This is a genomic window from Caulobacter sp. FV2ps19, from assembly GCF_058681035.1.
The window spans coordinates 52849-65850 of sequence record NZ_CM178729.1; the positions used below are offsets into that span (position 1 = coordinate 52849).

The window sequence follows — 13002 nt, forward strand, 5'->3', positions numbered from 1 at the left end:
GGCTGGGGATGGGGGTGACAGACGTTCAGGTCATGGCGCGGCCGCGCTGAAGCCCGCCGACGCTGTCACCCCTCCCCCTCCCCCATCAAGGGGGAGGGACGAGATTTGCTCTCCGCGAAGCGCCTGTCCGAAAAGCTGGAAGAAGATCTGCGACTGCGGGTTCTGCTCGGGCCTCCACTCGGGGTGCCATTGCACGGCCAGCAGCGGCGCGCCATTGATCCTGGCCGAGACCGCCTCGACCACGCCATCGGGTGCGCGGGCCTCGACGGTCAGGCCCTCGCCCAGCCGATCGACACCCTGATAGTGGACCGAGTTGACGACGGCGCCGGCTGCGCCAAACGCCGTGGCCAGCACGCCGCCGGGCGTCAGATCGACCGGATGCAGGTGCTCGAACATGCCGTTGAAGTCGACATCATCCGGCGCATGATGGGCCAGCAGATCGGCGCTGGCCGCCATGTCGCGCCTCAGGCTGCCGCCGAACGCGACATTGATCTCCTGAAAGCCCCGACACACCCCGAACACCGGCCGGCCCAGATCCAGCATGGCCTTGATCAGGTCGCTGGTCGTGGTGTCGCGGGCTGGATCGAACGGGCCCGGCGCATCGCCGATCTCCTCGCCATAAAGAACCGGATCCAGGTTCGACGGACTTCCCGTCAGCATCAGCCCGTCGAGCCGCGCGGCGACTTCGGAGGCCTTCATCAGGTCGGGCATGGACGGCACCAGCAGAGCGGCGGCGTCGGCATAGCGCATCGTCGCGGCGACATAGCGGTTCATTACCGCCTGGGCCGCTTCGATCCCGACAGTGCGGGTGCAGCAGATGATGCCTGCGACGGGACGGGTCATGGCTGCCCCCTCCCCTGGCCCCCTCCTGACCGCTTCGCGGTCGTCCTCCCCCATAGGGGGAAGATGAGGTCGGCGCATTTCATCTTCCCCCTATGGGGGAGGAGGGCCGCAGGCCCGGAGGGGGCAAGTGCGAAGGTCACGACAACAGCACCGCCGGCGAACAGGCATGCCAGCACAGCCACACGACTTCGCCCAGCTTGAAGTCCTCCTGATCCCAGCGGGTCAGGTTGGAGCGATGGACCTTGACCCGGCGACCGCCGGCGATCTCGACCTCATAGACCGAAGAGCCGCCCAGATAGGCTTCGTGGCGGATCGTCCCGGCGACGGCGTTGGCGCCCTTGGGCGCATCGCCCAGATTGGGCGGCTCGTCCCCCTCGAGCTTCTTGTGCAGCTCGATCTTCTCGGGCCGGATCGCCGCCCAGACCGTGCCGCCGCGGGGACCGGTGACGCCATGGTCGAGGAAGATGTCGATGGGCAGGTCCGGCGACTTGATCACGGCATGGCTGGGCTCGTCGACCGCCAGCACGCCCTCGAACAGGTTCACGCTGCCGATGAAGTCGGCCACAAAGCGGCTGTTGGGGAATTCGTACAGGTCGCTGGGCGTCGCCACCTGTTTCAGCACGCCCCGGTTCATCACAGCGCAGCGACTGGCCAGGGCCAGCGCCTCGTCCTGATCGTGAGTGACCATGATGAAGGTGATGCCCACCTTCTCCTGCAGGGTGCACAGCTCGGTGCGCATCTGCTCTCGCAGCTTGGCGTCCAGGGCCGACAAGGGCTCGTCCAGCAGCAGCACGCGGGGCCGCTTGATCAGGGCCCGGGCCAGGGCGACGCGCTGGCGCTGACCGCCAGACAGCTGGTCAGGCTTGCGTTCGCCCAGACCGCCCAGTTGCACAAGTTCCAGCGCCTCCTCGACCCGGCGCTTGATCTCGGCGGCGGGCGTGCGGTCGACCTTCAGGCCATAGGCCACATTGTCGGCCACCGTCATGTGCGGGAACACCGCATAGGACTGGAACACCATGTTCACCGGCCGCTTGTTGGGCGGCACGTGCGAGATGTCCTGACCGTCGATCAGGATCCGCCCCTCGGTCGGGGTATCGAAGCCGGCCAGCATCCGCAGCAGGGTGGTCTTGCCGCAACCCGACGGCCCCAGCAGGGAAAAGAACTCGCCCTCCTCGACGCTGAGCGACACGTTGTCGACGGCCACCATCTTGCCGAAGCGCTTGGTGACCTTCTCGAAGGTGATGATGGGTTGGGTCACGACTTGTCTCCCCCATGGCCCGCCGTCGCGGCCGTATTGCCCTGCAGCTTCAGCGCCGCCGCCGTCAGGATCACCGTCAGCACGATCAGGATGGTCGAGGCCGCATTGACCTCGGGCGTCACCGAGAAGCGGACCATCGAATAGACCTTCACCGGGAAGGTCACGGTGTCGGGCCCGGCTGTGAAGAAGGTGATGACGAAGTCGTCCAGGCTGAGCGTGAAGGCCAGCAGGGCGCCGGCAACCAGGGACGGCGCCATGTGCGGCAGGATCACGTCCTTGATCGTCCGCCACTCCCCGGCGCCCAGATCGCGGGCCGCCTCCTCCATCTCGCGATTGAAGCTGGTCATGCGAGCCCGCACCACCACCGCCACGAACGGGAACGAGAACGAGACGTGCGAGATGATGATCGCGCCCAGGTTCAGCGGCCAGACCATGCCCTGCGGCCAGGGCATGACCCGGGCGAAGAACACCAGCATGGCCACGCCCATGCAGATCTCGGGCACCACGATCGGCAGGGCCAGGGCGCCGTCCAGGACCGTCTTTCCCGGAAAGCGGAACCGCCACAGGGCCAGGGCGACCATCGCCCCCAGGGCGACGCTGATCGCCGTCGAGACCGCCGCGATGGTCAGGGAGTTGCTGAAGGCCTCGATCAGGCCGGTGTTGTGGAAAGCCTTGTCGTAATATTTGAGCGTGAAGCCCTTCCAGACGATGTTGCGCCGGCTGTCATTGAAGCTGAAGGCCATCAGGGCGATCAGCGGCGCGTAGAGAAAGATGGCCACGGCCGCCAGCCAGGCCTGCATCTGCCAGCGGCGAAGATATTCCAGTGGACCGGGTGCGTTGCTGCGGAGCTTGGCCATCACTTGGGCTCCGGCGTCTTGCGCGACATCAGCGCCTGGACCGCGATGGCGATGAAGGTCAGGTACATCAACAGGAACGACAGCGCCGCGCCGAACGGCCAGTCATTGGCGCGCTTGAACTGTCGCTCGATGACATTGGCGATCATCTGGCTGTCGGGCCCGCCCAACAGGTCTGGCGTCAGATAGGCGCCCAGCGCCGGGATGAAGGTGATCAGCACGCCCGAGGCGATACCAGGCAGGGCCAGGGGCACGACCACCTTGAACAGGGTGCGCATATGGCCGGCGCCCAGATCCAGACTGGCCTCCAGCAGCGACTTGTCCAGGCGGTCCAGGGCCGAATAGAGCGGCAGCACCATGAACGGCAGGTGGACATAAACCAGGCCCAGCACGACGGCGAAATTGTTGTGCAGCAGTTCCAGCGGCTGGAAGTCGCCGATCGGCTGCAGGCCCAGCAAGGCCCCGACCACGCCGCCGCCCTTCCAGATCCATTCCAGACCCATATTGACGTAGCCCTCGGTCCGCAGGACCGCGATCAGGGCGTAGGTGCGGATCAGCAGATTGGTCCAGAACGGCAGCATGACCAGCAACAGAAGCCAGGTCTTGGCTTTCTCGGACGCGAAGGTGATCGCCAGGGCCACCGGAAAGCCGATCACCAGGCACAGCCCCGTGGTGATCGCCGCCACCCAGGCCGACTTGACGAAGATCTTCAGATACAGCGGCTCGATCGCCCGGGCGTAGTTCTTGAACGTTCCCGTGATGGCGATCTCGGTCAGACCGTCATTGTGGCCAAAGCTGTAGGCCCAGACGATGGCCAGCGGCACGAGGAAGAACAGCACCAGCCAGAACAGCGGCGGGCCGAGCGCGCCCGCGAACACCGCCTTGGCCTGTTTCCAGCTTTGCTCCATCGGTGGTCCTCTGAAGACTCCCTTCCCCCTTGATGGGGGAAGGGTTGGGGATGGGGGTGAAAACGGGTCCGGAAGTGGCGCGGTCGGCGTGTAATCCGCCGACGGTTCACCCCCATCCCCGCCCTTCCCCCATCAAGGGGGAAGGGAGAAGAAAGGCTAGGCCGCGCGAACGCGGGTGATGACTTCCTCGTACAGGCTGGCCTTCTCGGCGCCTTCGAAGGCGCCGTATTCGCACTTGGCCATGATCTCGACGGGCGGGAAGATCACCGGATTGTTCTTGTAGGAGTCCGGCATCAGGGCCTTGGCCGCCGCGTTGGGCGTCGGATAGAGGATGGTCTTGGAGATCTCGGCCCCGGCCTTGGCGTCCAGCAGATAGTTGATGAACTTGTGAGCGTTGCCGGGACGCGGCGCGCCCTTGGGGATGCACAGGGTGTCGGAGTTGATCAACGACCCCTCCTTGGGCACCACGAAACCGACATCGTCGTCCTCGGTCATCAGCTGGGCGATGTCGCCATTGTATTCGAGCACCAGATCCACCTCGCCCGAGGCCAGCATGTCCTGACCGTTGTCGTCGTGGAACGCCTTGATGAAGGGCTTCTGCTTGATCAGCATCGCCTCGATTTCCTGGATCAGCTCGAGCGGGATGTTGTTGACGCTGTGGCCCTTGTACTTGGCGGCCAGGCGGATCAGGTCGGCGCTTTCCGACAGCAGGGCGATCTTGCCTTTGTACTGGCTGCTGTCGAACAGGTATTTCCAGCTGTCGGGAACACCCTTCACCTTGCTCTTGCGATAGCCGATGCCCAGCACCAGCCAAGTATAGGGCATCGAGAACTTCCGACCGGGATCGTAGTCCGGGTTCATGAAAGACGGGTCGATATTGCTGATATTGGGGATCTTGCTGTGGTCCAGGACCTCCAGCATGCCCGCCTGCCCCATCCGGGTGACAAATTCGTTGGACGGCACGACCACGTCAAAGCCCGGATTGCCGGCCTTCAGCTTTGCGAACAGCTCATCATTGGTGGCGAACAGGCTCATGTTCACGTCAACGCCCGTGGCCGCTTTGAAGTCAGCCAGGGTGGTGTCGCCGATATAGGTGTCCCAGTTGTAGAAGTTGAGCTTGGCTTCCTCGACGCCCGACTGCGCCGGAGCCGACTTGGGACCGCAGGCGGTAAAGGTCAGGCCGATGGCGGCCGCGCCGGTGCCCGTCAGCAGTGATCGGCGATTCATGCCCCGTTGGGTGATGGTGCTCATGGTCTCGAAACTCCCCTGTCTGTTTCATTCCATGCCGACAACCGTCGACGACAAAACGCACGTTCCGCTCCACTTCGCCGTCAGGCGTTGCGAAGGTACCAATCGAAATCGAGGCTGGTGACGACCTCGAAGAACCTTGCCTGCTCGGTACGCTTGACCGACACGAACATGTCCACGAACCGGTCGCCCAGATAGTCGCGCAGCACCTTGGACTGGTCGAACAGATCAACCGCGGCGAACCAGTTGGCCGGCAAGCGCGACTTCTCCTTCGCCGCCGCGGCGTAGCCGTCGCCGACCACCGCCGGGCCCGGATCGATCTTGTGGGTCAGGCCGTGGTGGGCGCTGGCCAGCAGCACGGCCATGACCAGATAGGGATTGCCGTCGGCGCCGGCGACGCGATGCTCCACATGCCGGGTCGGCGCGGGGCCGGCCGGAATGCGCAAGGATACGGTGCGGTTGTTGACGCCCCAGGTCGCCGCGACCGGCGCATAGGAATTGGCCTTGAAACGGCGATAGCTGTTGGCGTTGGGGGCCAGGATCGCCATCCCCTCGCCCAGAAGCTGCTTCATGCCGCCGATGGCCTGCCGCAGCATAGCCGAGCCTTCCGGATCCTCGTCGGCGCAGAGGTTGTTTCCGTCCTTGTCATTGAAGCTGACATGGACGTGGAAACCGTTGCCGGCTTTGTCGGCCCACGGCTTGGCCATGAAGGTCGCCTCAGCTCCATGTCGCAAAGCGACGCCTTTGGCCATCCGCTTGTAGAGCAGGGCGTCGTCGCAGGCGCGCAGGGCGTCGGGCTTGTGCTTGAGAGTCAGCTCCACCTGGCTGGGCGCGAACTCCGAGATCGCCCCTTCCAGCGGCACGCCGATGACGTCAGCGGTCTCCCACAGCTCGGTCAGGAACGGGGCGATGGCTTCCAGTTCCGGCAGGCCATAGACCTCGATGCCGTGTGGCCGGCGGCCGGTCAGGGCCGACCTGGGCGGCTGCAGATCACCGTCGGCGGTGCGCTCCAGATCGACCAGATAATATTCCAGCTCGCAGGCCGCGACCGGCGTCAGGCCGTCGGCGGCGTAGCGGTCCAGCACCCGCTGCAGCACGTGGCGGGGATCCAGGTCATTAGGCGTCCCGTCCAGCTCGTACAGCGACAGCATCACCTGGGCGACATCGGGCCCCAGCCAGGGCGCCAGGGTAAGGGTTCCGGGAACCGGACGGGCGCGGCGATCAGCGTCGCCGTCTTCCCAGACCAGGCCCGTGTCTTCGCAATCGGCCCCCGTGGTGTCGACCACCAGGATCGAGCCGGGCAGGAAGCGGCCATAGTCATAGACCGCCTGCAGTTCATGGATCCGCAGCCGCTTGCCGCGCGGCACGCCAGTCATGCTGGTGAAGAACACCTCGACATATTTCACGCCCGGATGAGCGGCGAGGAAATCGCGGCATTCCTGGGGATCGGCGACCATGGGAGACGTCATGCGGCAAGGTCCTTGAGCGCCCCGGCGAACCCGTCGACCGCCGCGACCAAACGATCGATCGACGCGTCTTCCGTTACCGGCGACACCAGCATCATGTTGTGAAAGGGCGCGATCAGCGCGCCCCGATTGATCAGCCACAGATGAAGCGCCGCCACGAGGTCGTGGTCCAGCGCCTTGCGCATCAGGGCGGCGTTTTTCGGCGGCGGATCGGCGAACACCAGCTCGACCCGCGCCCCGACATGAGCGACCGACCACGGCAGGTTGCGCGCCGCGATCACGTCCCGAAGACCCTTCACCAGGCGCTCGGCGCCGGCCAGCATGCGATCATAGGCGGCCGGGGTCATGACCTCGGTCAGCATGGCGCGCATGGCCGCCATGGCCAGGGCGTTGCCCGACAGGGTGGTGCCGATCCCCGACTGGCCGGGTCCGGTTCGGGCCTGGGCCGCATCCATACGCTCGGAGAGTTCGGCCGTGACGCCCCACACCGCAGCTGGCACGCCGCCGGCTATGGCCTTGCCGATCACCAGCATGTCCGGCTCCAGCCCGTGCAGCCCGACATAGCCGCCAGGCCCGCTGGACAGGGTGTGGGTTTCGTCGAGGATCAACAGGGTTCCGGCGTCGCGGGTCAGGCGGCGCAGGGCCTCGTGGAAACCGGGATCGGGGAGGATCATGCCGCAATTGGTCATCACCGGCTCGGCCAGCACGGCGGCCACCTGGTCGGAGGCCAGCGCCGTTTCCAGGGCGGCCAGATCATTGAACGGCACGACGCAGGTGGTGGCGGTCAGGTCGTGAACCTGGCCCAGCAGACCCGGCTTCATCGTCCGGACGCCGTCCTTCAGCACCACAAAGGCGTCCTCGACCATGCCGTGGTAGCAGCCGTCGAACACCAGGATCACCGAGCGCCCCGTCACCGCCCGCGCCCAGCGGAGCGCGGCGCGGTTGGCGTCGCTGGCCGTGGTCGCTGCCTGCCACAACGGCAGACCGAAACGCTCGGCCAGCAGCCGTCCGACGATGATCGCATTGGCGGTCGGCAGCATGAAACCCGCGCCGCGCCGGATCTGGTCCGACACCGCCGAAGCCACCGCCGCGTCGCCATGGCCGAACATCGACGGCGTGTCGCCCAGGCAGAAGTCGTCATACAGCCTGCCGTCGACGTCGGTGATCTGGGCCCCGACGCCCTGGGCGGCGAAGATCGGACTGGGGCAAGCCCAGTCTCCCATCCAGTGCATCGGCACGCCGCCGCGCCAGACCTTGGCCGCCTGCCCCACCATCGCCACGCTGCGCGGATGCTCGGCCGTGAAGCGCGCGGCTTCGGCCTGCATCAGCGTCTCCAGCGAGCGTGACTGGACGGCGGCCTGGCTCATGTCACCCCGCCAAAACAGAGGTACTTGGTCTCCATATAGTCATCGAGCCCCTCGGACGCGCCTTCGCGACCCAAGCCCGATTCCTTGATCCCGCCGAACGGCGCGACCTCGGTGGAGATGATCCCCTCATTGATCCCGACCATGCCCGCCTCAGTGGCCTCGGCCACGCGCCAACAGCGGCCCACATCGCGGCTGTAGAAATAGGCGGCCAGGCCAAAGGGCGTTCCGTTAGCCAGGTCAATGGCCTCGGCCTCGGTCTCGAACTTCACGATCGGCGCGACCGGACCGAAAATCTCTTCCTGGAAAAGCCGCATGTCGGCTGTCGCACCGGTGAGAACGGTAGGCTGGTAGAATAGCCCACCCAGGTCGTGGCGTGCGCCGCCCACGGTGGCCCTGGCGCCCTGCCCGATCGCTTCACCGACCAGAGCCTCGACCTTTTCGATGGCCTTGTCATTGATCAGCGGACCGATGGTCACGCCCTCGCCGGTTCCGGGTCCAACCTTCATCGCGGCGACCTTTTGCGTCAGGCGCTCGACAAAGGCGTCATGGATGCCCGACTGCACGATCAGACGATTGGCGCACACGCAGGTCTGGCCGGTGTTGCGGTACTTGCTGGCGATCGCGCCCTCGACGGCGGCCTCCAAATCGGCGTCGTCGAAGACGATGAAAGGCGCGTTGCCGCCCAGTTCTAGCGACAGCTTCTTCACCGTGCCGGCGCACTGGCCATAGAGGATCTTGCCCACCGGGGTCGATCCCGTGAACGACAGCTTGCGCACCCGGCCGTCCTCGCACAGGGCCTTGCCGATGGCGGCGGCGTCCAGGCCGGTGACGATGTTGAGCACGCCGGCCGGCACACCGGCCTCGACCGCCAGCCGGGCGATGGCCAAGGCGCACAGCGGCGTCTCGGCCGCCGGCTTGACCACCACGGTGCAGCCCGCCGCCAGCGCCGGGCCGACCTTGCGGGTGATCATGGCGATCGGGAAGTTCCACGGCGCGATGGCGGCGCACACCCCGACCGGCTGCTTGATCGACATCAGCCGCTTTTTCGGATCGGGCGTCGGGATCGAATGACCGTGGCCGCGCTTGGCCTCCTCGGCGAACCAGTCGATGAAGCTGGCGCCATAAACGACCTCGCCGCGCGCCTCGGCCAGGGGCTTGCCCTGCTCGGCGGTCATCAGCCTGGCCAGGTCATCGGCGTGGGCCAGCATCAGGTCGCTCCACCGCCGCAGGATCGCTCCGCGATCCTTGGCCGTGCGCGCGGCCCAGGCTGGAAAGGCGCGATGGGCGGCCTCGATGGCGATACGGGTCTCGGCCGCGCCCAGGTCGGCGACCCTGACGATCAGCGCGCCGTCGGCGGGATTGGTGACCTCGAAGGTCGCCTCCGAGGTTATCCACAGGCCGTCAATCAGAGCTTTGGTCTCAAGCAAGTTCATCACATCACCTCAGCGTCACAGATACCGACTTCAGGTCGGCGTATTTGTGCAACGCATGAAGGCTGCGGTCACGGCCAAAGCCGGACTGCTTGAAGCCGCCAAAGGGCATGGTGATGTCGCAGGCGTCCCAGCCATTGACCCAAACGAGGCCCGCCTTCAGCCGGCGCGCCCCGCGCAGGGCCCGGTTGAGATCGGCGGTCCACAGACCTGCCGCCAGGCCGTAGACCGTGTCATTGGCCAGGGCGATCGCCTCGTCCTCGCTGGTGAAACTCATCACCCCCAGGACGGGCCCGAACACTTCCTCCCGGGCCAGGGTGCTGTCGGGCGCCACCTGATCGAAGATCGTCGGCTCGACATAGAAGCCGCCGCTGGCCTGACGCACCCTCTGGCCGCCCAGCACCCGCCGGGCGCCCTGGCTGTCGGCGGTGGCGATATAGTTCAGGGCGGTGTTCATCTGCCGCTCGCTGACCATGGCCCCGAACACCGTGGCCGGGTCCAGCGGATCGCCCGGAACCATGTCGCCGGCGATGGCGGCGACGCGGGCGATGAAGGCGTCCTTGATCGAAGCCTCGACCAGCAGGCGCGAGGCGGCGGTGCAGACCTCGCCCTGATTATAGAACACCCCCCAGGCGGCGGCCTGGGCGGCGGCTTCCAGGTCGGGGCAATCGGCGAAGACGATCTGGGGCGACTTGCCGCCCAGCTCCAGCGACACCCGCTTGAGATTGGAGCGGGCCGAATATTCCATCAGCTTACGCCCCACAGGTCCCGAGCCGGTGAAGGCGATCATGTCGACGTCCATCGACAGGGCCAGGGCCTCCCCGGCGATCGAGCCCAGCCCCGGAACGACGTTCAGCACCCCCGGCGGCAGGCCCGCCTCCAGCGCCAGTTCGCCCAGCTTCAGGGCGGTCAGCGGCGACTGTTCGGCGGGCTTTAGAACCACGCTGTTGCCCATGGCCAGGGCAGGGGCCACTTTCCACATCGCCATGTGCAGCGGGAAGTTCCAGGGCACGATCGCGCCGATCACCCCCAGCGGTTCATGGGTGGCGTAGCTGAGCCGATCGACGGGCGAGGCCCCGACCTCGCCATACACCTTGTCCAGCGCCTCGGCGTACCAACGGCAGGTATTGATCGCCAGCGGGATATCCACGGCCCGCGCGTCGCGGATCGGCTTGCCGACGTCCAGGCTTTCCAGCAGGGCCAGATCCTCGGCGTCGCGCTCCATCAGCTCGGCGAGACGGAACAGAATCTTCTTCTTGTCGCGCGGCCCCAGATCGCGCCAGCGGCCGTCCTCGAAGGCGGCACGGGCCGAGGCCACGGCGCGCTCGACATCGACCGCCTGACAGGCGGCCACCTGATTGATCACCTGGCCGTCACACGGCGAGACATTGTGGAACGTCGCGCCCGACGCCGCCTCGACCAGGGCGCCGTCGATCACGGCGCGACCGGGCAAGACCAGGCGCGAAAGGCTTTCAGTGATGCTGACGGCGAGGGTCACGGGAACGCCTTCTTGAAACTGTGATCACAGTTCTTGGAGCAAGCTCGGCTGTCAAGCCAAGCCGTCATGCGCTCCCCTCCACGGCGGCTCGCATCTTGTCCATGCCTTCGGACAGGTCAGCCGCGATAGCCCGGCGGGCGCCCTCGGCGTCGCGGGCCTTCAGGGCGACGATGGCCTCCGCGTGGCGATCGGCGGGCAGGCCGCCCGTGCCGACCCGGCCAAACACCACCCGCATGAACGGTCCGATCTGCAGCCACAGCCCCCCGGCCATCGACAACAGGACATCGGCGCCCGAGCGCTCATAGATCGCGAAGTGAAAGGCGTGGTTGGCGGTCATGTAGCCGTCGACGTCGCCGGCCGCGAGCGCGGCGTCCAGGCGGCTGTCGATGACCTGCAACCGCTTGATGATCGCCTCGTCGGCCAGGGACGCGGCCCGGGCCGCCAACTCGGGCTCGATCCAGAGGCGGGCCTGCGACAGCTGCTGCAGGCGGGCGGCGGTCAGGGAGGGGACAGAGAGCCGCTTGTTGCTCGGATTGATCGCCAGGGCGCGTTCGGCCACGAGGCGTCTGACCGCATCGCGCACCGGCATCGGGCTAACCCCCAGCTCGGCGGCCAGACTGCGCAAGCTCACCCCGACGCCCGGCGCGATGCGGCCGGTGATCAGGGCCTGACGGATGGCGTCGTACACCTGGTCATGGATGGCCGTGGAGTCGGCCAGAGGGCGGCGCGATTTCGCTTCAGCCATTCAGCCGCTCATCCCCGCGCAAGCGGGAAGCCCGGTTTATGCTCAGCAAAGGGTCTTGCATGGCACATCCTCCGCGCCGGATCTTCCGCTCAGCTTGAGTTGCGGCTTTCGCAAGGACGAGCGGTGTTGGGCTCGCAAGCTAGGCCCAGATTGCGATCACAATGCAAGGGCGGACGCCCCGGGCTCAAGGCCCTGAACTCCGCCGCCGCGCTCCGCAGCTTGTCGAAGCTATGGGTCGGCTTGCCGGCCGGTCGGTGCTAGGCTGACCGTCCGATTTGAAAGATTTTCCCCTTGATCGAACTCTATGGCTGGTCCGATCCGCTGCGACACGCTTTCGAGCCGCATGCGCGCGCTGGCCTCACCCCCGGGCGCATCGTCATCCAGCAACGCGCCGCCTATCAGGTGATCACCGATGAGGGCGAGCTGCGCGCCAAACCTTCCGGCCGCCTGATCCATGAGGCCCGGGAGGCGGGCCATCCGGCGGTCGGCGACTGGGTGGCGCTGTCGGTGAACGCCGCCCAGCGCACCGCCACCATCCAGGCCATCCTGCCACGCCGCACCGCCTTTGTGCGGCGGGCGGCCGACAGCGTGCAGACGCTGCAGGTCATCGCCGCCAATATCGACGTCGCCTTCATCGTCACCTCGATGAACGCCGAGTTCAATCCGCGCCGGATCGAGCGCTATCTCGCCGCCGCCTGGCAGAGCGGCGCGAGGCCGGTGGTGGTGCTGACCAAGTCCGACCTCGGCGTCGACGCCCAAACCTATGCCGACCAGATGGCCGCCCTGGCCGCGGACTGTCCCGTGCTGGTCATTTCCGCGCGGACCGGCCAGGGCCTGGACAGGCTCCTCGAGCATGTCGCCCCGGGCGAGACCTGTGTGCTGATCGGCTCATCGGGCGTGGGCAAGTCCACCTTGGTCAACGCCCTGCTGGGCGAGGACCGGATGGCCACCCAGGCGATCCGGTCAGGGGACGCCCGGGGTCGCCACACCACCAGCCATCGCCAGTTGGTTCTACTACCCGGCGGCGGCCTGATCCTCGACACGCCCGGCATCCGCGAAGTGGGCCTGATCGACGCTGAAGAGGGCCTGGACAAGGTCTTCGACGACATCGAGCGTTTGGCCGAGACCTGCCGGTTTCGCGACTGCGGGCACGCCAACGAGCCGGGCTGCGCCGTTCGGGGCGCGCTGGACGATGGGACCCTCGACGCAGACCGCTGGGCGTCGTTCCAGAAGCTGGGTCTCGAACTCGCCGCGGTGGAGGACAAGGCGGTGCGGGTGGCCAAGGACGCCGAACGCCGCCGTCAGGTCACGACCCAGAAAGCCTATCGAACGACCAAGAAAGATCTGCGGGGCGAGTGACGCCCGGCCGCAGCCGCATGTTGCGT

At 66.7% G+C, this 13002-nt stretch carries 11 protein-coding genes; 1 reads left to right on the forward strand and 10 read right to left on the reverse strand.

What is annotated here, in order from left to right:
* Positions 1 to 30 precede the first annotated feature (30 nt).
* The 10 genes from ACW18B_RS00240 to ACW18B_RS00285 form a co-directional block, all read right to left on the reverse strand.
* The gene (locus ACW18B_RS00240; protein ID WP_492048855.1) at positions 31 to 843 is read right to left on the reverse strand and encodes a gamma-glutamyl-gamma-aminobutyrate hydrolase family protein; all 813 of its coding nucleotides are present in this window, start codon (positions 841 to 843) and stop codon (positions 31 to 33) included.
* A gap of 136 nt (positions 844 to 979) precedes the next feature.
* Positions 980 to 2050, reverse strand: coding sequence for an ABC transporter ATP-binding protein (locus ACW18B_RS00245; RefSeq protein ID WP_492051814.1), 1071 nt, complete (start codon positions 2048 to 2050; stop codon positions 980 to 982).
* 47 nt (positions 2051 to 2097) lie between these two features.
* A complete protein-coding gene (locus ACW18B_RS00250) occupies positions 2098 to 2958 on the reverse strand; it encodes an ABC transporter permease (protein ID WP_492048856.1) in 861 nt (286 codons plus the stop codon).
* Positions 2958 to 3863 (reverse strand): ABC transporter permease, encoded by a 906-nt coding sequence (locus ACW18B_RS00255; RefSeq protein WP_492048857.1) that lies wholly within the window; start codon positions 3861 to 3863, stop codon positions 2958 to 2960. Before ACW18B_RS00255 ends, ACW18B_RS00250 begins: the two co-directional genes overlap by 1 nt.
* A gap of 156 nt (positions 3864 to 4019) precedes the next feature.
* On the reverse strand, positions 4020 to 5114 hold the full coding sequence (locus ACW18B_RS00260; protein WP_492048858.1) for an ABC transporter substrate-binding protein: 1095 nt from the start codon (positions 5112 to 5114) through the stop codon (positions 4020 to 4022).
* 80 nt (positions 5115 to 5194) lie between these two features.
* On the reverse strand, positions 5195 to 6568 hold the full coding sequence (locus tag ACW18B_RS00265) for a glutamine synthetase family protein (RefSeq protein WP_492051816.1): 1374 nt from the start codon (positions 6566 to 6568) through the stop codon (positions 5195 to 5197).
* A gap of 8 nt (positions 6569 to 6576) precedes the next feature.
* The gene (locus ACW18B_RS00270) at positions 6577 to 7944 is read right to left on the reverse strand and encodes an aspartate aminotransferase family protein (protein ID WP_492048859.1); all 1368 of its coding nucleotides are present in this window, start codon (positions 7942 to 7944) and stop codon (positions 6577 to 6579) included.
* Positions 7941 to 9377, reverse strand: a complete 1437-nt coding sequence (locus ACW18B_RS00275; RefSeq protein WP_492048860.1) for an NAD-dependent succinate-semialdehyde dehydrogenase — start codon at positions 9375 to 9377, stop codon at positions 7941 to 7943. Before ACW18B_RS00275 ends, ACW18B_RS00270 begins: the two co-directional genes overlap by 4 nt.
* A 4-nt stretch (positions 9378 to 9381) precedes the next feature.
* The gene (locus tag ACW18B_RS00280) at positions 9382 to 10872 is read right to left on the reverse strand and encodes an aldehyde dehydrogenase (RefSeq protein WP_492048861.1); all 1491 of its coding nucleotides are present in this window, start codon (positions 10870 to 10872) and stop codon (positions 9382 to 9384) included.
* A gap of 64 nt (positions 10873 to 10936) precedes the next feature.
* On the reverse strand, positions 10937 to 11617 hold the full coding sequence (locus ACW18B_RS00285) for a GntR family transcriptional regulator (protein WP_492048862.1): 681 nt from the start codon (positions 11615 to 11617) through the stop codon (positions 10937 to 10939).
* A 291-nt stretch (positions 11618 to 11908) separates the two neighbouring features.
* On the opposite strand from ACW18B_RS00285, the gene rsgA reads away from it, so the two are divergent.
* On the forward strand, positions 11909 to 12976 hold the full coding sequence (gene rsgA, locus ACW18B_RS00290; RefSeq protein ID WP_492048863.1) for a ribosome small subunit-dependent GTPase A: 1068 nt from the start codon (positions 11909 to 11911) through the stop codon (positions 12974 to 12976).
* The last annotated feature ends 26 nt before the right edge of the window (positions 12977 to 13002 follow it).

Excerpts from the sequence above, each read along its gene's own strand:
- ACW18B_RS00285 (WP_492048862.1), bottom strand. The coding sequence starts at position 11,617 with ATGGCTGAAGCGAAATCGCGCCGCCCTCTGGCCGACTCCACGGCCATC.
- ACW18B_RS00245 (WP_492051814.1), bottom strand. The coding sequence starts at position 2,050 with ATGGTGGCCGTCGACAACGTGTCGCTCAGCGTCGAGGAGGGCGAGTTC.
- ACW18B_RS00270 (WP_492048859.1), bottom strand. The coding sequence starts at position 7,944 with ATGAGCCAGGCCGCCGTCCAGTCACGCTCGCTGGAGACGCTGATGCAG.
- ACW18B_RS00240 (WP_492048855.1), bottom strand. The coding sequence starts at position 843 with ATGACCCGTCCCGTCGCAGGCATCATCTGCTGCACCCGCACTGTCGGG.
- ACW18B_RS00275 (WP_492048860.1), bottom strand. The coding sequence starts at position 9,377 with ATGAACTTGCTTGAGACCAAAGCTCTGATTGACGGCCTGTGGATAACC.
- ACW18B_RS00255 (WP_492048857.1), bottom strand. The coding sequence starts at position 3,863 with ATGGAGCAAAGCTGGAAACAGGCCAAGGCGGTGTTCGCGGGCGCGCTC.
- ACW18B_RS00265 (WP_492051816.1), bottom strand. The coding sequence starts at position 6,568 with ATGGTCGCCGATCCCCAGGAATGCCGCGATTTCCTCGCCGCTCATCCG.
- ACW18B_RS00250 (WP_492048856.1), bottom strand. The coding sequence starts at position 2,958 with ATGGCCAAGCTCCGCAGCAACGCACCCGGTCCACTGGAATATCTTCGC.
- ACW18B_RS00260 (WP_492048858.1), bottom strand. The coding sequence starts at position 5,114 with ATGAGCACCATCACCCAACGGGGCATGAATCGCCGATCACTGCTGACG.